At 62.6% G+C, this 21,126-nt stretch carries 17 protein-coding genes; 4 read left to right on the top strand and 13 right to left on the bottom strand.

Annotated features, from left to right (window positions below; genetic code table 11):
- The first annotated feature begins 248 nt into the window (after window positions 1–248).
- Both ACSMEV_RS18875 and ACSMEV_RS18870 read left to right on the top strand, forming a co-directional pair.
- Complete coding sequence (locus tag ACSMEV_RS18875; protein ID WP_459206487.1) at window positions 249–512, top strand: type B 50S ribosomal protein L31; 264 nt, start codon at window positions 249–251, stop codon at window positions 510–512.
- 76 nt (window positions 513–588) lie between these two features.
- Window positions 589–1,002, top strand: a complete 414-nt coding sequence (locus ACSMEV_RS18870) for an NUDIX hydrolase (protein ID WP_459206486.1) — start codon at window positions 589–591, stop codon at window positions 1,000–1,002.
- On the opposite strand, the gene metR is transcribed toward ACSMEV_RS18870, so the two are convergent.
- From metR to ACSMEV_RS18835, 7 genes are all read right to left on the bottom strand, one after another.
- On the bottom strand, window positions 986–1,903 hold the full coding sequence (gene metR, locus ACSMEV_RS18865) for a transcriptional regulator MetR (RefSeq protein ID WP_296263616.1): 918 nt from the start codon (window positions 1,901–1,903) through the stop codon (window positions 986–988). The two genes, ACSMEV_RS18870 and metR, sit on opposite strands and share 17 nt — an antisense overlap.
- A 129-nt stretch (window positions 1,904–2,032) precedes the next feature.
- Entirely contained in the window at window positions 2,033–3,358 is a 1,326-nt protein-coding gene (aauR, locus tag ACSMEV_RS18860) for a two-component response regulator AauR (RefSeq protein ID WP_459206485.1), read from the bottom strand.
- Window positions 3,355–5,259, bottom strand: coding sequence for a two-component sensor histidine kinase AauS (gene aauS, locus ACSMEV_RS18855; protein WP_459206484.1), 1,905 nt, complete (start codon window positions 5,257–5,259; stop codon window positions 3,355–3,357). Before aauS ends, aauR begins: the two co-directional genes overlap by 4 nt.
- Before the next feature lie 58 nt (window positions 5,260–5,317).
- A complete protein-coding gene (locus ACSMEV_RS18850) occupies window positions 5,318–6,052 on the bottom strand; it encodes an amino acid ABC transporter ATP-binding protein (RefSeq protein ID WP_296263460.1) in 735 nt (244 codons plus the stop codon).
- Entirely contained in the window at window positions 6,049–6,720 is a 672-nt protein-coding gene (locus ACSMEV_RS18845; RefSeq protein WP_296263462.1) for an amino acid ABC transporter permease, read from the bottom strand. Before ACSMEV_RS18845 ends, ACSMEV_RS18850 begins: the two co-directional genes overlap by 4 nt.
- Window positions 6,721–7,467, bottom strand: coding sequence for an amino acid ABC transporter permease (locus ACSMEV_RS18840; RefSeq protein ID WP_459206483.1), 747 nt, complete (start codon window positions 7,465–7,467; stop codon window positions 6,721–6,723).
- Between the two features lie 142 nt (window positions 7,468–7,609).
- Window positions 7,610–8,527 (bottom strand): glutamate/aspartate ABC transporter substrate-binding protein, encoded by a 918-nt coding sequence (locus ACSMEV_RS18835; protein WP_459206482.1) that lies wholly within the window; start codon window positions 8,525–8,527, stop codon window positions 7,610–7,612.
- A 339-nt stretch (window positions 8,528–8,866) separates the two neighbouring features.
- Between ACSMEV_RS18835 and ACSMEV_RS18830 the strand changes: the two genes are divergently transcribed.
- On the top strand, window positions 8,867–13,054 hold the full coding sequence (locus ACSMEV_RS18830; protein ID WP_459206481.1) for an NEL-type E3 ubiquitin ligase domain-containing protein: 4,188 nt from the start codon (window positions 8,867–8,869) through the stop codon (window positions 13,052–13,054).
- Here the strand turns inward: ACSMEV_RS18830 and glpD are convergent.
- The 4 genes from glpD to ACSMEV_RS18810 form a co-directional block, all read right to left on the bottom strand.
- On the bottom strand, window positions 13,036–14,622 hold the full coding sequence (gene glpD / locus ACSMEV_RS18825) for a glycerol-3-phosphate dehydrogenase (protein WP_459206480.1): 1,587 nt from the start codon (window positions 14,620–14,622) through the stop codon (window positions 13,036–13,038). The two genes, ACSMEV_RS18830 and glpD, sit on opposite strands and share 19 nt — an antisense overlap.
- 140 nt (window positions 14,623–14,762) lie before the next feature.
- Window positions 14,763–15,518 carry a DeoR/GlpR family transcriptional regulator gene (locus tag ACSMEV_RS18820; RefSeq protein ID WP_296263471.1) on the bottom strand — a complete coding sequence of 252 codons (756 nt, stop codon included), beginning with the start codon at window positions 15,516–15,518 and terminating at the stop codon, window positions 14,763–14,765.
- A 130-nt stretch (window positions 15,519–15,648) separates the two neighbouring features.
- Window positions 15,649–17,148: a glycerol kinase GlpK gene (glpK, locus tag ACSMEV_RS18815; RefSeq protein WP_313739904.1), complete on the bottom strand. Its 1,500-nt coding sequence runs from the start codon at window positions 17,146–17,148 to the stop codon at window positions 15,649–15,651.
- Between the two features lie 59 nt (window positions 17,149–17,207).
- Window positions 17,208–18,053 (bottom strand): MIP/aquaporin family protein, encoded by an 846-nt coding sequence (locus ACSMEV_RS18810; RefSeq protein ID WP_459206479.1) that lies wholly within the window; start codon window positions 18,051–18,053, stop codon window positions 17,208–17,210.
- Window positions 18,054–18,341: 288 nt separating this feature from the next.
- On the opposite strand from ACSMEV_RS18810, the gene ybaK reads away from it, so the two are divergent.
- Window positions 18,342–18,812 (top strand): Cys-tRNA(Pro) deacylase, encoded by a 471-nt coding sequence (gene ybaK / locus ACSMEV_RS18805; protein ID WP_459206478.1) that lies wholly within the window; start codon window positions 18,342–18,344, stop codon window positions 18,810–18,812.
- A gap of 51 nt (window positions 18,813–18,863) precedes the next feature.
- Here ybaK and ACSMEV_RS18800 read toward each other — a convergent pair whose 3' ends face one another.
- Both ACSMEV_RS18800 and argF read right to left on the bottom strand, forming a co-directional pair.
- The gene (locus tag ACSMEV_RS18800) at window positions 18,864–19,964 is read right to left on the bottom strand and encodes an ABC transporter ATP-binding protein (protein ID WP_459206477.1); all 1,101 of its coding nucleotides are present in this window, start codon (window positions 19,962–19,964) and stop codon (window positions 18,864–18,866) included.
- Window positions 19,961–20,881: an ornithine carbamoyltransferase gene (gene argF / locus ACSMEV_RS18795; RefSeq protein WP_459206476.1), complete on the bottom strand. Its 921-nt coding sequence runs from the start codon at window positions 20,879–20,881 to the stop codon at window positions 19,961–19,963. Before argF ends, ACSMEV_RS18800 begins: the two co-directional genes overlap by 4 nt.
- Window positions 20,882–21,126 lie beyond the last annotated feature (245 nt).

Here is a 21,126-nt window from a genome sequence, read left to right as displayed (position 1 = left end):
GGTTTCATCGTACTGGTCTGAAGCTTAGACGGTGAGCGGCTGATGTGAAAATTTTGTCAATGATTGTCGCGACTTACTGTGACCGTCGTTGCCTCGCAGAGGTTGCGCGGGTTTTGCGTCATTTCGCTCATTCGTGCGTAGACAGCATGCAGGCAGGCGGATGTTGTCGTTAATCGGGTAAAACTTGTCGAGAACGATTCTTGAGTATTATGTTATATAGTATCAATAAATCATTCGAGACTCTCGCCTTGAAACCAGACATCCATCCTCAGTACCGCACCGTGCTGTTCCACGACACCGCCGCCGACGTCTACTTTCTGATCGGTTCCACCGTAGGCACAGACCGCACCCACATGCACAGCGATGGCCAGACGTACCCCTACGTGGCCCTGGACGTCTCCAGTGCTTCGCACCCGGTCTACACCGGCCAGCAGCGCAAAACCACGGTCGAAGGACGGGTGGCCGGCTTCAACAAGCGCTTCGCCGGGTTTTCAGCCAAGCGCAACGGGTGAAGCGACCGCACCGACGTTGCCGGGAGAGGGCGGGCATGGGAAGCTCGCCCGCCCCATCGTTCGAGGTCGCTCCATCATGTCCACTGTCATTCGCGTTGCCGCAGCGCTGTTGATCGATGCCAACCAGCGCACGTTGCTGGTACGCAAACGCGGCACCCAAGCCTTCATGCAGCCGGGCGGCAAGATCGACGCCGGTGAAACCCCTAGACAGGCCCTGGCCCGCGAGCTGCTCGAAGAGTTGGGCCTGTGCATCGACCCCGAGCAGGCCGTGGCGCTGGGCAGTTTCAGCGCGCCGGCCGCCAATGAACCCGGATGCCAAGTGCAGGCCGAGCTGTTCGAAGTGCTCACCACCCAGGCCGTGATGCCTGCGGCCGAGATCGAGCAGGTGCTGTGGTTGGCTGCCGATGACACACCCGCCGTGGACCTGGCCCCGCTGACCGCCGAGCAGATCCTGCCGCTGTACCGCGCGCGCCTCAACGCGCCGCGCTGACGCCGTCGAGGGTGGCGAAGGAGGTGTCCTTGGCCGTCAGCAGGAAGTCGCGCATGTAGGGCGCATCGAGCATGTCGGTGCGCACCGCGGCGTACAAGGTCGCGAACAGACCCTTCTCACCCAGGCGCTTGCCCTTCACGTAACCGCGGTCGCTGTATTCGTGCAGCGCCCAATGCGGCATGCCGCACACGCCCCGACCACTGGCCACCAGCTGCATCATCATCACGGTGAGTTCGGAGTTGCGCACTGCGGCAGGCTCGATGTCGGCAGGTTCGAGAAAGCGGGTGAAGATTTCCAGCCGGTCACGTTCGACCGGGTAGGTGATCAGCGTCTGGTCGATCAGGTCCTGGGGCACCACGTAGGGCTTGCTGGCCAGCGGGTGCTGGTTGGCTACCGCGAGCATGGCCTCGTAGGTGAACAGCGGCACGTAGGTGATGTTGGCCAGGTCCAGCGGGTCGGAGGTGACCACCAGGTCGAGATCGCCACGAGCCAGGGCCGGCAAGGGCGCGAAGGCGAAACCCGAGGCCAGGTCCAGTTCCACTTCCGGCCATGAGTCACGGAACTGGTCGATGGTCGGCATCAGCCACTGGAAGCAGCTGTGGCACTCGATGGCCATGTGCAAGCGCCCGGCCGTGCCGCCTGCCAGGCGCGCGATGTCGCGTTCGGCGCCGCGCAGCAAGGGCAAGGTGGCATCGGCCAGCTGCAGCAGGCGCAGGCCCGCGCTGGTGAAGCGCAGCGGCTTGCTCTTGCGTACGAACAGCGGCAAACCCAGGCGCTCTTCCAGCTCCTTGAACTGGTGGGACAGCGCCGACTGGGTCAGATGCAGGCGCTCGGCGGCCTCCACCAAGCTGTCGGCCTCGCGCAGGGCATGAAGGGTTTTCAGGTGGCGGATTTCCAGCACGTGCAGCTCCGGGGTGAAGAAAGTTGTCATCGAGAAAGCGGATGAGTTTCCCTCATGTTTCCGGAGCTGTCGACCGGTGCTGCACGATGGTCGACGGTTTGCTGCCTGCGTTGACGCAAGCGGCCGGCCTCACCCCAAGCCGTACTTTTTCACTTTGTCGAACAGCGTGGTCTTGGCCATGCCCAGCTCCTGGCTGGCCTGGCTGAGATTGCCGCCGGTACGCAGCAGGGCCTCGCTGAGCAGGTTGCGCTCGAAGGCCTCCACGGCCTCGGCGAACCCCAACCCTTGGCTGGCACCGGCCACGCTTTTCTTGAACGCCGGCAGGCCCAGGGCAAAACGCTCGGCGACGTTGCGCAGTTCGCGCACGTTGCCCAGCCATTCGTGGGCCATGATCTGTGACAGCGTCTGGCTGTCGAGCTCCGGCGCCTGGCGGTCGAACCGCAAGGCCGCCTGCTCGAGAAAATGTTCGAACAGTTGCAGGATGTCTTCGCGGCGCTCGCGCAGCGGCGGCAGCTCTAAAGTCACCACGTTCAAGCGGTAATACAGGTCGCTGCGGAACTCGCCACGCTGGCCCAGGCTCTGCAAGTCGGATTTGGTCGCCGCGATCACCCGGCAGTCAACCGGGATGCTCTGGTTCGAACCGAGTCGCTCCAGAGTGCGCTCCTGCAACACCCGCAGCAGCTTGATCTGCAAGTTGATCGGCATGCTCTCGACCTCGTCTAGGAACAAGGTGCCGCCGTTGGCATGTTCGATCTTGCCGATGCGGCGCTTGCCAGCGCCGGTGAAGGCATTGGCTTCGTGACCGAAAATTTCGCTTTCGAACAGGTTTTCCGGCAAGCCGCCACAATTGATCGCCACGAACGGCTGCCCCTGGCGCCGACTGAACTCGTGCAGGCAGCGCGCCACCAGTTCTTTGCCGCTGCCGGTTTCGCCTTCGATGAGCACGTTGGCTGAGGTGTCGCCCACATTGGTGATGAGCTCGCGCAGGTGCTGCATGGCCGGCGAACGGCCGATGATCCGCGCCTCAAGCGAACCTTGCCCGGCCAATTGCCGGCGCAGCGCGCTCACCTCGCGCGACAGCCCGCGCTGTTCCAGGGCGCGCCGCACCACATCGACCAGACGCTCGGGCGAGAAGGGCTTTTCCATGAAATCGTAGGCGCCGTTGCGCATGGCCCCGACCGCCATGTCGATGTCGCCATGGCCGGTGATCAAGACCACCGGCAGGCTGCGGTCGCGGGCCTTGAGCCGGGCGAGCAGCTCCAGCCCGTCGATGCCGGGTAGACGGATGTCGCTGACCACGATACCGGCGAAGTCCTCACCGATGCGTTCGAGCGCCAGTTCCGCGCTGCCCACGCCCTCGCAGGCGATGTCTTCGAGGGCCAACGCCTGTTGGCAGCCGAGCAGCACATGGGGATCGTCCTCGACGATCAGGACGGTGAGGGGGGCTTGGGTCATGGAAGCTCGGCCGTATTGGTGGAGGGGGTGACCAAGGGCAGCAACAGCACGAAGGCACTGCCGCCCTCGAGCGGGTGTTCGACGCTGAGGCTGCCTTTGGCGGCGGCGGCCAGGCTGGCCGAGAGGGTCAAGCCCAGGCCCAGGCCATGCTCGCCCGGTTTGGTGGTGAAGAAGGGTTCGAACAGGTGCTTGCGCGTTTCGGCGTCGATGCCATGGCCGTTGTCGCGCACTTGCAAGCGGTACTTGTCGCCTTGCAGCTCGCCCTCCAGCCATAACGTGGGGCGCTCGCGGTCGCCGGTGGCATCCAGTGCATTGCTGATCAGGTTGGCGAGGATCTGCTCCAGACGCGTCTGGTCGATGGCCAGGCGTTGTTCGTCGAAATCGCGGTGCACCCGCAAGCCGCTGCTGGACAGGCGCGCTGCCAGCAGCTGTTGGCAGGCATCGACCGCTTTGCACAGCGACGCCTGACCGCTGTCGTCGCCACGCCGGGCGAAGGAACGCAAGCTGGCCGTGATGCGCCCCATGCGGTCGATCAGGTCGTTCATGGTGCGCAGGTTGGTCGAGGCCACGTCCATGGCGCCGCGCTCGAGGAAGCGCACGGTGTTGCCCGATAGCGTACGCAGCGCCGCCAGCGGCTGGTTCAACTCATGGGCGATGCTGGTGGACATCTGCCCGATGGCCGCCAGTTTGCCGGCCTGGACCAGTTCGTCCTGCGCGCGGCGCAGGGTCTGCTCGGCGTGTCTGCGCTCGCGGATCTGCCCCTTGAGCCGTTCGTTGCTGGCGCGCAGGTCGGCGGTGCGTTCGGTGATGCGCCGCTCCAGTTGGTTGTTGGCTTCCTGCAACGCTTCACGGGCGGCCAGCCGTGTGGCGATGACCTTGCGTCGCTCGTTCCAGGCGATGCCGAGAATGGTGAGCAGGGCGAAGGCGAAGGCCACCAGCGCGCCTTGCACCATCGATTCGCGGCGCAGGTCCTGCAGGGGCGTCAGCAGCGTGAAGTGCCAAGGGGTATCGGCCAGGCGGCGGGTCTGCGACAGATAGCTCACCGCTTCCGGGCCGCCAGGATCGGTTTCGCTGTTCATGGGGAAGGTGAGTTTTTCCACGCCATCGCCCAGGGACTCGCGGTCCAGCGGTTGCAGTTCGTTGATCGGCCACCAGTAGTATTGCAGGCTGCGCGCCAAACGCTCCTTGACTTGCGGGGTCAGCGGCTGCAGCGACTTGAGGCGACGCGTCGGGTCGCTGGACAAGATGATGATGCCGTTCTCGTCGCTGACGAACGCTTCCAGGCGTGCCCGCTGCCAGCGTTCCTCGAGCGTGTCCAGACGCACTTTCACCACCGCCACGCCAATGATCTTGCCGTGCTCTTCCAGACCGTGGGCGAGGTAATAGCCGGCTTCGCCGGTGGTGCTGCCGATGCCGTAGAAGCGTCCGGGCTTGCCGCGCACGGCGTCCTGGAAATAGGGGCGGAAGGCCAGGTCTTCGCCAAGGAACGAGTCGGCATCGCGCCAGTTGCTGGTCGCCTGCACACGGCCTTCGGTGTCGAGCACGAAGATTGCCCTGCCGTTGCTGCGGCGCTTCATGCCTTCGAGGTATTCGTTGACCGATTGTCGGTCGGTGGCGTCGGGGTCGGTCAGTAGACGCGAGACGCTGTTTTCCAGCTCCAGCAGGCTGGGCAGGTAGGTGTATTTGCTGATCTCGCTTTCTACCGTACGCGCATGCAGCTCGAGCTGGCGCTCGCCGTTCTCGCTCAACACGCGGATGCCGTTGTTTTCACTGATCAGGTAGGCGACCACGCCGAAGCCGAGCATCAGCAGGATGATCAAAGGCGGGATGAGCAGTTGGCGAAGCAGGCGGGATTTCACGGCAGGCTGGTTGAGGCGCACGAGCGCGGGGGTGCATTTCATCACAGTGGCCTTGTCATCGCCAGCCTGCGCCGCCCGCGGCGGCGCAGGTGGGTGGCACTCAGTGCTGCAGGATCTTGCTGAGGAAGTGCTGGGTCCGCTCGTGGCGCGCGCTCGGGTCGCCGAAGAAGGCTTCCTTCTGGCAGTCCTCGATGATGTGCCCCTTGTCCATAAAGATCACCCGGTTGGCGACCTTGCGGGCAAAGCCCATCTCGTGGGTGACGCACATCATGGTCATGCCTTCGTGGGCCAACTCGACCATCACATCGAGCACTTCGTTGACCATCTCCGGGTCGAGCGCCGAGGTCGGTTCGTCGAAGAGCATGACGATCGGGTCCATCGACAGGGCGCGGGCGATGGCCACACGCTGTTGCTGACCGCCGGACAACTGCCCAGGGTGCTTCTTGGCGTGGGCGCTGAGGCCGACGCGGTCAAGCAGGGCCAAACCCTTCTTGGTGGCTTCGGCTTCGCTGCGGCCCAGCACCTTGCGTTGGGCGATGGTCAGGTTTTCGGTGATGCTCAGGTGCGGGAACAGTTCGAAGTGCTGGAACACCATGCCCACCCGCGAGCGCAGCTTGGGCAGGTTGGTCTTGGAATCGGCGATCGACGTGCCGTCGACCACGATGTCGCCTTTCTGGAACGGCTCCAGAGCATTGACGCACTTGATCAGGGTCGACTTGCCCGAACCGGACGGGCCGCACACTACCACCACTTCACCTTTTTTCACTTCGGTGTTGCAGTCGGTCAGTACTTGGAAGTCCCCGTACCACTTGTTGACGTTCTTGATGGAAATCATACGGCGATCCTTTTTTGCAGACGCTTGACCAGCCACGAAGCGGAGAAGCTGATGATGAAGTACACGGCACCGGCGAACAGCAGAAACTCATGGGAACGGCCGATGATGTCGCCACTGGCGCGCGAAGCGTTGAGGAAGTCGATCAAGCCTACGGTGTAGACCAGCGAGGTGTCCTGAAACAGGATGATGCTCTGTTGCAGCAGCAGGGGCGTCATCTTGCGAAACGCCTGGGGCAGGATGATCAGACGCATGGTCTGGCCGTAGCTCATGCCCAGCGCCTGGGCGGCGCCCATCTGGCCCTTGGAGATGGACTGCACGCCGGCGCGCACGATCTCGCAGAAGTACGCCGCCTCGAACATCATGAAGGCCACGACGCAGGAGGTGAACGCACCGATGGGAGTGTCTTCTCCGGTGATCCAGCGCAGCACGAACGGCACCGCCAGATAGAACCAGGTGATCACCAGCAGCAGCGGAATGGAACGGAAGTAGTTGACGTAGGCACCGGCCACGCGCGACAGCAGCTTGCTCGACGACAGCCGCATCAGCGCCAGTACGGTACCCAGTGCGATACCACCGACGACGCCCATCACCATCAGTTGCAGGGTCAGGAGCATGCCGTTCCACAGGGCTGGCAGGGCAGGAATGATTTCGCTGAAATCCAGTTCCATTTACTTGCCTCCTACGGAAATCAGGCCAGGCACGGCCACTTTTTTCTCGACCAGGCGCATCAGCAGCATCAGGCCCATGTTCAAGGTGAAGTAGATCAGCGTGGCGAGGGTGAAGGCTTCGAACAGGTTGGCGGAGAATTCCGCGGTCTGTTTGGTTTGCGCCAGCAGTTCCATCAAGCCGATCAGCGATGCTACCGACGAGTTCTTGAACACGTTGAGGAATTCGGAGGTGAGCGGTGGAATGATGATGCGGAACGCTTGCGGCAGCAGCACGTTGCTGTAGATCTGCGGCAGGCTGAAGCCCATGGCGCGGGCCGCCGATTCCTGACCCCGAGGCAATGCCTGGATACCGGTGCGCACTTGCTCGCAGACGCGTGCGGCGGTGAACAGGCCCAGGCAGATGATCACGCTGATCAACGCCGAGGTGGTGGGGTTGAGGTCTTGCTTGAACCATTCCTGCAGCCCCTCGGGCAGCAGGTCCGGTACCAGGAAGTACCAGATGAACAATTGCACCAGCAGCGGCACATTACGGAACAGTTCCACGTACGCGGTGGCGATTCCCGATACCAAGCGGTTCGGCACGGTGCGCATGACGCCGAGCACCGAGCCCAGCAACAGGGCGATGATCCAGGCGGAGATGGCGATGGCGATGGTCCAGCCCAGACCGGTGATGTACCAGTCGAGGTAGGTTTCGCTGCCTACGCCGGTGGACTTGAAGAAAACGCCCCAGTCCCAGTTGTAATTCATCGGGATTTCCCCTCAGACGGTTGTTTCACAGGCACCTTCCGACATTCGAAGGCGCGAACGCCCTCGAATGAAAGGTTAGACACTTAGGGAAGGCCTGCCCGCTAAATCGCACATGCGATGCGCGGCAGACCAGGAACGGGGGTCAGGCTTTCTTGTCGTCGGCAGCTTTGTCGGTCGGCTCTGCAATCAGCTTCTTGAGCTCGTCGCTCATTGGGAATTGCAGGTTCAGGCCTTTTGGCGGGATGGGCTGTTGGAACCACTTGTCGTAGCTTTTATTGACTTCGCCGGCTTTGAAGTAGGCGACGATGGCGTCATCGACAGCTTTCTTGAAGGCTGGGTCGTCCTTGCGGACCATGCAGCCGTAGATTTCATAGGATTGTGGCGTGCCGGTGATGACCCAGTCCGATGGCTTCTTGGCCTTGGCCATTTCGCCGGCCAGCAGCGCATCGTCCATCATGAAGGCCACGGCGCGGCCGCTTTCGAGCATGTTGAAGGACTCGCCGTGGTCCTTGGCGGAAATGACGTTCATCTTCATCTGCTTGTCGGCGTTCATCGCCTTGAGCAGACGCTCGGACGTGGTGCCCGCTGTGGTGACGACGTTCTTGCCGGCCAGGTCGGCGAAGTCTTTGTATGCAGGCTGGCCATCTTTGACCTTGGTCAGCAAGCGGGTGCCGACTTCGAAGATGCCCACCGAGAAATCGACTTGCTGTTGGCGCTCGACGTTGTTGGTGGTGGAGCCGCATTCCAGATCGACGGTGCCGTTCTGCACCAGTGGGATACGGGTCTGCGAGGTAACGAGGTTGTACTTGACCTTGATGTCGGTGCCCAGTTGCTTCTTCAGCGCATCGACCACAGCCAGTTGGATGTCGTGGGAGTAACCGACGGGTTCGGGCTTGCCGGCCAGGTAAGAAAAGGGAATGGAAGAATCGCGATGGCCCAGGGTGATGGTGCCGGAATCCTTGATCTTCTTCAGCGTGCCGGTCAGCTCTTCAGCCATGACCGGGGAGGAGATGACTGCAGCTGCGATGGCTGCGCCCAGCAATTGACGAACGATTCGCATCAAACTTTCCTCGACGTGTTTGTTTTTTTTATTGAGCCGTTGGCGGACTCTTTCGTTTCAACGAATACCAAAGCATTCGGCTGCAAAGTGTAGAGCATGAGTCGTGCCAATGGGCTGAAAGAACGGCAAAGCTTCAGCGATCGAGCCTCGAATGCCCTCAGATAGAGCGCTTGAGGCATTTTTCGTACGGTATCCCGACCATCACCCCAGGTGGTCATTCGGAATTCCGAACGACCGTTGCCCCCGCACTTCTTGCTACGTGTGCAGCGGTAACACTGTCGCCCCATTATTGGCGACTGCCGGGGTCTCCTGCTGATTTTGCAAGCAGGACAATGCACCATGACGACGCACGTTTTCCCAAAGGATTCGCTGGACCAGCTCATCGCTGACCGTTTGCCGCCCTGGTTGGCCGTTGCCGATCCCGAGCAGGTCCGTGCTCTCCACCAGGCTCTGCGATGCGAGCAAGCCGTGACGGCGCAGATCGCAAGCCATTTCGCATCCTTGCCGCCGATCGATGCCTTCGCCGAGCCGCTGCTCACCCACGCCTTGCAACAAGCCGGGCTTGCCGCCCCTGAAGTGCGCGCCATGCGGGTACTGATCGAACAGCAGATCGAGCTGCCTTCCGTGTCGCCCAAGCTGCTGACCAACTACCAGACCTATCGATCGCGTCACAGTTTGTTGGCCTCAGCCCTGCACAACTTTCATGTGGAGGAACTTACGCCCGATCTGTTGCGTCAGGCGTGGTTGATCGATGCTGCAGGCAAGCGTCTACCTTTGGGCTTCGAAGACTTCGTGCGCTGTTGCAGAACCCTCGATCTGGGCGGCCAGTACCAGCAACGGCTGACAGCGCTGCTGTCGCCCAAGGAACGCCCCCCGGCTGCAGCGGGATCAGCGGCTCGAGCGGTAGAGTCGATGTTGGAAAACAACCTGCGCGTGAAGCTGGAGGTTGCGATGCGCTTGGCCAGGCTCAAGGGCGAGCTCGCTGCTCCCGACTTCGATCGCCTGCTACCGCTATGGGCCTTGACGCCAAATGCCACCGCAGAGACAGCCCTGGCCATACCCCGGCAGCTGTATCTTTTGGGCAAATGCATACGGGGCGTGGTCGGCTTCGAGCAGCGTGAGGCCGGGAAGGGCGCCTTGTCCTCGATCACCTTGTGGATCCCACAAGACCCTGCTGGTCCGGTCACTCAACATCGCTCCTGGGAAGGGCTCTATGGCTGGCTCGGCGAGCGTCTACGCGCGCCTGGCTATCGGCGATTCTTCGCACGCTTCATCAGCGAGCGCGACCGCCCCGCCTTTGTGCAGGCCATGGCCCGGGTGCTGAAATCGGCACCGCGCGGCACCCCTGCGCAGCTGGACGGTCGCAATCTGGGCATTGACGCCCCGCTGTTCGTTCACTTGCGGCGGCTGCAAACCGCCAAGATGCTGGACGATGCCCGGTTGCTAGTCGTGCCCACCGGCGACGAAGATCTGACCAGCCGTCATGCGCGCCTGCAAGCGCAACTCGGCGCAGGGTTCGATCTGCTCAACTTGGCAGCCCTGTTCGTGCCGGGCCTGGGTGAGGCCGTGTTGGCTATATCGGTCGTACAAATTGCCGAGCAGGTCTATCAGGGCTATGAGGACTGGCGCATCGGCGATCGCCAAGGGGCGTTGGATCACTTGTTCGCAGTCGCCGAGATGGTCGTGTCGGGCGTCGCCATAGGAGTTGCCGGCCAGGCGACCGCCGGGGCTCTCAAACGGGTGGCGTTCGTCGATGAGCTGGTGCCTGCGCTCGACTCGACAGGGCGGGTAGGCCTGGCGCGTGGCGAGCAGTCCGTCCACGGTTTGGCTGAGCCGGGCGAACTGATCAGGCGTTTGGGCGAACCCTTTGGCGAAACGCTCGATTGGCAGGCCCAGGCGTTGCTGCAAGTCCTCGACCTCACGCCAGATCAGCTTCGGCGCCTGCATGCCGAAGGCGCTCCACCTCTGGCCCGACTGCACGACGCGCATGAGCGGATCGCGCTGCACGAGCGCTTACCTGGCATACGAGGCGAAGCTTTCGAGGCTGAGTACAGGCACCTGCAAGCACCCGCTTCGGACGATCAGGCACCACTACTGCGCGCCTTCCCAAGCCTCTCGGTGCGCCAAGCGGCAGAGCTGCTCGAACAAGCCGATACACGCCAGATCGCTGCTCTGCATGAAACCGGGCGCGTGCCGTTGGCCATCGCCGAACGAGCACGCTGGGCGATTCGCGATGCACGACTGGATCGGGCCTGCCTGGGGTTGCACATCGAAGAGGCGGTCAACGCCGATACCGAGCGCTTGGTCCTGGGTTTGGTCGAACGCAGTGCCCCGAGCGCGAGCGGCACGCAATTGCAGATTCGCGAGGGCAGCGAGCAAGGGCCGTTGATTGCTTCGACAGCGGAGGTGGCGGGCGCAAGCACGCGTGTCATCGTGCGCACGGCCAATGGTTATCGCACTGGCGGTGAGTCTTCAGCGCCAGCATCGACGTCCGCCGACGGCCTATATCAGGCGCTGCTATCAAGCTTGGAACCTTCGCAGAAAGCGCTGATCGGCGATGCCCACCTCACAGAACGGACCCTGCAACAGTGGCTGGCTGCGCAGGCCGACGCCGATCGTCAGCGCTGCGCCGAACTGCTGGGCATGGCGCCCGTCGGCTCTGGCCTGCGCCCGCCCGTCCGCTTCGCCGACGGACGATTGGGCTACCCACTCAGCGGCAGGCGGCCCAACGGGAGACAAGCCATCCGTAGTGGCCTTCAGCGCATCTATCCGTTGCTCAGCGATCGCCAAATGGATAGGTACGTTATCGATCTGCTCGAGCGCCGTGTGGACCTTTGGGAACATTATCGCGAGCTCACCCAGACTTTGGATAAGCTCAGCGAGGCTCTCGAACAGTGGGGAAACGAAGCGGGTCTGATCGCGTCGATCAGGCGCCGGCGAGTGGCCACCCAGTTGCGCCGTTGTTGGCGTCGCAAGTTGATGGACTACGCCGGTGACTTCGTGCTGCACATCGAAGGCGAACGGGTGGGCAGTCTGCCTACGCTGCCCGAAGGCGTGGATTTCTCCCATGTCAGCCGGGTGGCGCTCCGCGATATGGACCTCACTCACATTCCCGAAGATTTCTTGCGCAGGTTCAGCCGCGTCACCGAATTGGACCTGCGGGAAAACCGGCTCGAAGAGATTCCGGCAGGTATCGAGCACCTTACCGAGCTGCGACGGCTGCACTTGTCGCGTAACCAAATCGTCATGACCCAGCAAGGTAGCCAGCGCTTGTCTCAGCTCTCGCAATTAAGGCTGCTCGACCTCAACCACAACCCGCTGGAACGGGTGCCGGAATTGGCGCAGTTGCACAATCTGGAGCGCATCAACCTGCGCAGCACCGGTTTGCAGGCGCTACCGAACCTTACCGAAACGCTGCCCTGGCGCGCGCACCTGGATTTACGCAGCAACCGCATCACGCAACTTCGTCAGGGCGTGACAGAACTCTGGCACGACCTGCAGCGAGTGAGTCTGCACGGCAACCCTATCGAGCCGGCCAGCGCCCAAGCTTACGACCGACTCAGCGGCGTCGGTGAGTCGGGAAGCCGGACCAGCGTGTCGTGGACCCATCATCCGGTCGATGACGCAGTTCTGGAGCATTGGCTCGGTTCGACGACAACCGTCGAGCGCTCGCGGCGCACGCGTTTGTGGGCCGACTTGCGCGCGCAGCCGAATGCCGAAGGACTGTTTCAATTTCTGGCCGACTTCGCGGCTACTCATGACTTTGACATACACCCGGGCCATTACCAGGGTCGCGTCTGGGAAATGCTCGACACGGCACACAGCAACGAAGCCCTGCGCGAGCGGTTGTTCGAAACGGCGTCTGGAGAGCGCACGTGCGAGGACCGCCTGCTGTTGGTGATGTCGCAATTGGAGTTGAGCGTCCTGGTCGAGCGCACGCTGATCGATGGACCTGCCGAACAGGTGCAGGCCAGGTTGCTGGCACTGGAGCGGTCGTTGTTCAGGGTCGACAGACTGGACGAGGTCGCCGCACGCCACATCGAGTTCATGCATCAAAAGGGTGTGAAAAACGTGGATGAAGTGGAGGTCCGCCTCTATTACCGCGTCATGCTCAAACGAGAACTGGATCTGCCAGCGACGCCAGATGGCATGAACTATGCCAGCTATGCCCAAGTGTCTGGCAAAGAGCTGCGTCGTGCGGCTCGCTTCGTCCTGGAAGCGGAGGCGCCCGATGCGTTGGCCGGCTCTCTGGCGCAGCGACCGTTCTGGCGAGAATACGTGCGCAAACGTTACGCCCAACGCTTTGAAGCGCTCGCGGCACCTTTCTACGAACGACTCGAAACGCTCGAATCGCAGGCGCTGGACTCGGCGCAGTGGGTTGAGTCGAGCAACCGGCTGAAGGCGGAATTAGAAAGCGCAGAGCTGGCGCTGATTCATACGTTGGCAGAGGAGGCTTACGGGCTGGAGTCCACCTCGGCACAGCGCGGCGGACACGACAGCTCCTCGGATCAGACGCCCACTGCGTAGATTGGCTCCGGCAAGGCCAGGCGCTGTACGAGATATTCGCGCAGCGTCTGGTGCTCGGCCGGTGTGGTCAACAGGCCAAGCTTGCTCCGTCGCCAAAGGATGTCATCGGCTTCCATGGCCCACTCGTGCTCGCACAGGTAGTCGACTTCACGAGCGAACAGGCCGCCTCCGATGCGCTGGCCCAGGCCCTCGGGCCCGGTCACACCTTCGAGCAATGTCCAGACACGGCTACCGTAGGTCTGTGCCCAGCGCTGGGCGATGTCCGCCGAGAGCCAGGCGTGCTTGGCCAATATAGCGTCGACCAATGCCGAAACGCTGGTCATCTGTTCGCCTCCAGGCAAGGGCGAGGTGGCCGTCCAGCTGTCGCCCATTTGCGAGAAGAACGGCTTGAGACGACCCATGGCCGACTCGGCCAACTTACGGTAAGTGGTCAGCTTGCCGCCGAATACCGACAGCAGCGGTGCTTTGCCAGCTTCGTCAGACAACGCCAAGGTGTAGTCGCGGGTGACCGCCGAAGGGTTGTCGGACTCGTCGTTGCACAACGGGCGTACGCCCGAGAAGGTGTGCTTGATGTCGCTACGGGTGATCTGGTGATTGAAGTGGGCATTGACCACGTTCAACAGGTAATCGGTTTCCGCTTCGGTGATCGCCACTTTGGCCGGATCGCCGCTGTACTCGCGGTCGGTGGTGCCGACCAAGGTGAAGCGGTCCAGGTAAGGGATGCAGAACACGATGCGCTGGTCTTCGTTCTGCAGGATGTACGCCTGTTCGCCTTCGTACAAGCGGGGCACGATCAGGTGGCTGCCCTGAATCAAGCGGATGCCGTAAGGGGCGGTGAGCTGCAAGTCGTCCTTGATGAACTTGGCGACCCATGGGCCGGCGGCGTTGACCAGCGCACGTGCCTTGATCGATTCGCGGCGGCCGTCGGTATGCTCCAGCTCCACTTGCCACAGACCGTCCACGCGCTGGGCGCTCAGGCAGCGGGTGCGGGTGCGGATGTCGGCGCCGTGTTCGCGGGCGGTCATGGCATTGAGCGCAACCAGGCGCGCATCGTCCACCCAGCAGTCGGCGTATTCGAACCCACGGGTGATGGCCGGCTTGAGCGGGTAGCCCGGGCCGAAGCGCAGGCTGCGCGAAGCGCCCAGGCGTTTGCGTTTGCCCAGGTGGTCATACAAGAACAGGCCGGCACGGATCATCCAGGCCGGGCGCAGGTGTGGGCGGTGCGGCAGTACGAAGCGCATCGGTTTGACGATATGCGGCGCCTTGGCCAGCAGCACTTCGCGCTCGGCCAGTGCCTCGCGCACCAAACGGAATTCGTAATGCTCCAGGTAGCGCAAGCCGCCATGGATCAGTTTGCTGCTGGCCGAGGAGGTGTGTTGCGCCAGATCGTCCTTCTCGCATAGAAAGACTTTCAAACCGCGCCCGGCCGCGTCAGCTGCTATGCCAACACCATTGATGCCGCCACCGATCACGGCAATGTCGTAGCAGTCGGCAGGGGAAGAGGTGGGGCGGATCGGATGGGACACGGTAGCGGTCTCCTGGGTGCTTGAATCATCGAAAATGAACATTCGTGTTCGTTTGCGAAAATACTAGCTCATACGTAGGCGGTCTGCCAGTCCATGTATCGATAAATCGACGACATGACAGCAAAATGAACATAAACGAACATTTTGATGAACGCATTGCACCTGTTGCCCCACCCTTGGGGCTAGACCACGTCCAGGCGGACCTTGTTCTGCGCCAGCAGCTGGCTCAACGCGGCACTGGGTTGCCGGTCGGTCACCAGGCAGTCCACCAGGCTGATAGAGCCCAGGCGCACCATGGCGTTGCGGCCGAATTTACTCGAGTCGGCGGCCAGGATCACTTGTCGTGCGTTGGCGATGATGGCCTGGGACACCCGCACTTCCTGATAGTCGAAATCGAGCAGGCTGCCGTCCTCGTCGATGCCGCTGATGCCTACCACGGCGAAATCCACTTTGAACTGGCTGATGAAGTCGACGCTGGCCTGGCCTACCACGCCACCGTCCGGGCGTACCGTGCCGCCGGCCATCAACACTTCGAAGTCTTCCTTGGCGCCCAGGATCGAGGCCACGTGCAGGTTGTTGGTGATGACCTTCAAGTGATGGTGGTTGAGCAGGGCGCGGGCAATGGATTCGGTGGTGGTACCGATGTTGATGAACAGCGAGGCATGGTCGGGAATCTGCCGCGCCACGGTCTCGGCGATGCGCTGTTTCTCGTCGCGCATCTGGTCGGCGCGCATGGTGTAGGCGGTGTTCTCGATGCTCGAGTCATGGGCCGCGCCGCCATGGTAGCGTCGCAGCAGGGTCTGCTCGGCCAGTTGATTGATGTCGCGGCGGATGGTTTGTGGAGTGACGACGAACAACTGCGCCATTTCCTCGATGCTGACATAGCCGCGTTCGCGGACCAGCTCGAGGATTTGTTGTTGGCGTGGGGGCAGGTTCATGGGCGGTCCTTTGGGGCAGCCGAAAAATCCTGCAATCATGCCGTAGGAAACGTCTGGCGACCAGCGCAGGGGCGGTGCCTGCCGTTGCTCCGGCGCCTTTAGCGGTTCCGGAGCAACGGCACGCTCAGGCTCAAGCGTCGTGGTCTTCCCAGTCGCGAGTGCGCGCGATGGCTTTTTTCCAGCCGGCGTAGAGCTTTTCCTTCTGCGCCGTGTCCAGTTGCGGGCTGAACTCGCGTTCGATTACCGCCTTGTTGCGCAACTCGTCCAGGCTGCTCCAGAAGCCGCAGGCAAGGCCTGCCAGGTAGGCCGCGCCCAGGGCAGTGGTTTCGCGCATTTTCGGGCGCTCGACGCAGGTGCCGAGGATGTCGGCCTGGAACTGCATGAGGAAGTTGTTGGCCACTGCACCGCCGTCCACCCGCAGCTCGGACAGGCGCTCGCCGCAGTCCTGCTGCATGGCGTCGAGCACGTCGCGGGTCTGGTAGGCGATCGACTCCAGCGCCGCACGAATGATGTGGTCGACCTTCACACCGCGGGTCAGGCCGAACAGCGCGCCGCGGGCGTAGGGGTCCCAGTAGGGCGCACCGAGGCCGGTAAAGGCCGGCACCAGGTACACGCCGTTGCTGTCCTTGACCTTGCTGGCGAAGTATTCGGTGTCGAGCGCGTCGTTGACGATCTTCAGCTCGTCGCGCAGCCACTGCACGGTCGAACCGCCATTGAACACGGCGCCTTCCAAGGCATAGGCCACTTCGCCGCGAGGGCCGCAGGCGATGGTGGTCAACAGGCCATGGGACGACTTGACCGCCTTGTTGCCGGTGTTCATCAACAGGAAGCAGCCGGTGCCGTAGGTGTTCTTGGTCTGGCCGGCCTCGACGCACATCTGGCCGAACAGCGCCGACTGCTGGTCGCCGGCGATACCGGCGATGGCGATGCCGCTCTTGGTGTGGCCATAGACTTCGGAGGACGCACGCACCTCGGGCAACATCTGCCGGGGAATGCCGAGAATCTCCAGCAGCTTGGCATCCCACTCCAAGGTGTGGATGTTGAACATCAAGGTGCGCGAGGCGTTGGTGTAGTCGGTGACGTGCACCTTGCCGCCGGTGAATTTCCAGATCAGCCAGGTATCGATGGTGCCGAACATCAGCTCGCCGCGCTCGGCGCGTTCGCGCACACCTTCGACGTTGTCCAGGATCCACTTGAGTTTGGAGCCGGAGAAGTAGGGGTCGATCACCAGGCCCGTGGTTTCACGGATGTAGTCTTCGTGGCCGTCGCGCTTGAGCTGCGCGCAGATGTCGGTGCTGCGGCGGCATTGCCAGACGATGGCGTTGTACACCGGGCGCCCGGTTTCGCGGTCCCAGACCACGGTGGTTTCCCGTTGGTTGGTGATGCCGATGGCCGCCACCTGGGCATGGCTGATGCCGGCCTGGGCCAGGGCTTCGACCATGGTGCCGCTCTGGGTGGCGAAGATTTCCATCGGGTCGTGCTCGACCCAGCCGGCTTGCGGATAGTGCTGGACGAACTCGCGCTGGGCGGTGCCGACGACGTTGGCGTCGCGGTCGAAGATGATCGCGCGCGAGCTGGTGGTGCCCTGGTCGAGGGCGATGATGTACTGCTTATCCTGGGTGTCGGTCATGGTCGTTGGCCTGGAAAAGATAAGGGACGGTCTTGCGGGTGTGGCCACCCGGCATGACCTCAGGAAGTCTGGGTTTCGGTCTGGGCATTATCGCCGGCCTGGGCAGGCAGCCCAACCGGCAGATGCCGGGCGATCAGCACGCGATACAGTCCTGCGCCGACGCAAGCGCCGAGGATGGGGGCGAAGATCGGGATCAGGAAGTAGGGCACGTCGCGTGCGCCGGTGAAGGCGATCTCGCCCCAGCCGGCGAAGAAGGTCATCAATTTGGGGCCCAGATCGCGCGCCGGGTTCATGGCGAAGCCGGTCAACGGGCCCATGGCGCTGCCGATCACGGCGATAAGCAAACCGATTAACAAAGGCGCCATCGGGCCGCGGGGCAAGCCGTTGTTGTCGTCGGTCAGGGCCATGATCACGGCCATCAGGATGGCGGTGATCACCGCTTCCACCAGGAAGGCGCCGCCGATCGACAGCGACGGGTGGGGGTAGGTGGAGAACACCGCTGCCAGCTCCAGGCTGGCTTCACTGCCACGCACGATGGCGTGGGCATTTTCGTAATCGAAAAATAGCGCGCTGTACAAGGTGTACACGAGCGCGGCTGCACAGAAGGCGCCGGCGATTTGCGCGAGGATGTAGAAGGGCAATTTGCGCTTGTCGAAATCGGCGAACACCGTCAGCGCGATGCTGACCGCAGGGTTCAGGTGCGCACCTGAAACACCGGCGGTGAGGTAGATCGCCATGCTCACGCCGACCCCCCAGATGATGCTGATTTCCCATAAGCCCAAACTAGCGCCCGCGACCTTGAGCGCGGCGACGCAGCCTGTGCCAAAGAAGATGAGAAGCGCGGTGCCGAGAAATTCGGCCAAGCATTGGGCGGCCAGGGTAGGCTGGCGTAGTGCAGTCGTCATGTAGGACCTCGTTCTTGTTGTAATGCGCCGTGATGGCCTGACAGCAACGCTCGCAAGTACCCAAAGACGGGCGGGCGAGCAGAAATGCGCACCAGGAAAGTGCACCTTCTATTCAAAAACGAAAAAATATAGACAAGAAACGCGGATGTCAAAGGTCGAAAGTGAACGTTCAGCCACATTCTGACCAAGCGCAGGGAGCATGACCTTGCAAGCGCCATCCCCTTAGTGGCTGTCGCTGGCCCCATCGCTTAAAGTGGGCCTCCCCCTCGATGGCCATCGGAGCTGTGCATGACCCCCGCCCTTGACCTGCTGAACAAAGCCCGTGCCGAGCACCGAGTACACAGTTACGCGCACGATCCCAAGTCTGCGTCCTATGGGTTGGAGGCGGCGGAAAAGCTGGGGCTCGATCCTCGGCAGGTGTTCAAGACCTTGCTGGCCTGCACGGAGAAGCACGAGTTGTTGGTGGCGGTCGTGCCGGTGGTGGGCACCCTGGACCTCAAGGCGTTGGCCCAGGCGGCCGGAGCCAAGAAATGCGAAATGGCCGACCCTGCCGTGGCGCAGCGTGCCACTGGGTATCTGGTGGGAGGTATCAGTCCGCTGGGGCAGAAGAAGCGCCTGCGTACCTTCATCGACACATCGGCGCAACAGGTGCCGACCGTGCACGTGAGTGCAGGGCGCCGCGGTTTGGAAGTGGAGCTGTCAGCGGCAGTCTTGGTGCAGCATACCCAAGGCAGCTTCGCGCCAATCGGTCGCGCTTGAGCGAAAAGGTTCGCCTGCCGCTGCGAAGTGGCAGGCGAGTGGCCCGGGCGCTTAGCTGTGGCGCCGCACGCCAGCCTGCGCAGGGTGCAATTGCGCGGCGACGCTGCCAGGCACGGCGAACAGCACCAGGTGATCGGCGGCTACGCTGATGCCGACCTCATCGCCCAGTGCGTGATCGTCATGGCTTGGGAAGATCGCTTCCAACTGGCTGCCGGTCGGCAGTTGCAGGCGGTAGAGCGTCGAGGCGCCGAGAAAACTCTTGCCCGCCACCCGGGCGCGCAGGGGGCTCTGCGGCGCATGCACGATGTCGTCTGGACGCAGCAGCACATCTACCGGCGTGCCCGCAGGCATGGGGTAGGCGCGGTTGCCGCGCAGCTCGCCCAACTCGGTGCCCACCGCTTCGTGGCTGTTCATCTGGCCGCGGATGAAATAGCCCTGGCCGACGAAACTGGCGACGAATGGCGTCTGAGGTTCGTGGTAGAGGTTGTAGGGCGTGTCCCATTGCTCCAGGCGGCCTTCCTTGAATACCCCCACCTGATCGCTGACGGCGAAAGCCTCCTCCTGATCGTGGGTGACCAGAATGGCGCTGGTGCCGCGGCTCTTGAGAATGTCGCGCACCTCATGGCTCAGGCGCCGACGCAGCTCCACGTCGAGGTTGGAGAATGGCTCGTCGAGCAGCAGCAGTTGCGGCTCGGGTGCCAGCGCTCGGGCCAGGGCCACGCGCTGCTGCTGGCCGCCGGACAGCTCATGCGGATAGCGCCCGCCCAGCCCCTTGAGCTTGACCAGTTCGAGCATTTCCTCGACCACCGCCGCCTGCCGCGGGTGCTTGCCGATGCCGAAGGCGATGTTCTGCGCCACGGTCAAGTGAGGAAACAGCGCGTAGTCCTGGAACACCATGCCGATCCGGCGTTTTTCCGGGGCCAGGGTAAAACCTGGCCGGGAGATCACTTCACCGGCCAGCTGGATTTCACCCTCGTGCACCGGCTCGAAGCCGGCGATGGCGCGCAAGGTGGTGGTTTTGCCACACCCGGACGAACCCAGCAGGCAACCGATGTCGCCAGCATTGAGGTGCAGGTTGAGCGTCTGGACGATGCGTTGATCGCCGTAGCCGCAGGCCAGGTTGCGCAGGTTCAGCAGTAGGGGAGCACTCATGCGTGGTGATAGGCCGGTTCGATGACGAATTCGAGGAGCGCCTTCTGCGCATGCAGGCGGTTCTCAGCCTGGTCCCAGGCGACCGAACGCGGGTCGTCGAGCAGGTCGTGGCTGATTTCCTCGCCACGGTGGGCGGGCAAGCAGTGCATGAACAGGGCATCGGGTGCCGCCAGGTCGAGCAGATCGCGGGTGACCTGGTACGGCGCGAAGTGCGCCAGGCGACGTGCAGTTTCCTCTTCCTGGCCCATCGAAGTCCAGACGTCGGTGGTTACCAGATGCGCGCCGCTGACCGCTGCCTTGGGGTCGCGCACGATCTGCACCTGGTCGCCACCCAGGGCCAGGAAGCGTGGATCGGGTTCATAGCCTTCAGGGCAGGCGATACGCAGTTGGAAACCGAACTGCACGGCCGCTTCGATGTAGGAGTTGCACATGTTGAAACCGTCGCCCACCCAGGCCACGGTCTTGCCCTGGATCGAGCCGCGGTGCTCGAGAAAGGTCTGCATGTCGGCCAGCAGCTGGCAAGGGTGCGACTCTTCGGACAAGCCGTTGATCACCGGTACGCGCGAGTGCTCGACGAACTCGGTGAGGGTGGTGTGGGCATGGGTACGGATCATGATCGCGTCGACCATGCGCGACAGTACCTTGGCGCTGTCGGCGATCGGCTCGCCACGGCCGAGCTGGGTATCGCGTGGCGAGAGAAAGATCGCCTGGCCGCCCAGTTGGATCATGCCTGCCTCGAACGAGACCCGGGTACGCGTCGAGGATTTTTCGAAGATCATCCCCAGGACGCGGTTCTTCAGCGGCTCGAATACCACGCCGCGGTTACGCAGGTCTTTTAGCTCGATGCCGCGACGGACCACGCCGAGCAATTCGTCAGCGGTGAAGTCCATCAGGGAGAAAAAGTGCCTAGCGCTCATGATTGAATACCTTAATTGCAACGTTCGGCAGGCGTGCCGTTGTTTTTTTCGACAACGGTAGAAACCTGCGGCGTAAGCCGCACGGGGCGGACAGAAAAAGGGGAAGACGCAATACTATAATTAAATGTCGCTCGAAACCAAGGGGCGCACGACCGTGCATTTGGTGAGAGCGTATGTCGGTCCGATCGAGCAGGGCCGTCGGCTTTCCGATACAATGCGGCACCGTGCCGACGAACCTGTCGGAA

The organism is Pseudomonas sp. MLB6B, from assembly GCF_054508135.1.
This window is presented reverse-complemented; position numbering and strand designations above follow the sequence as displayed.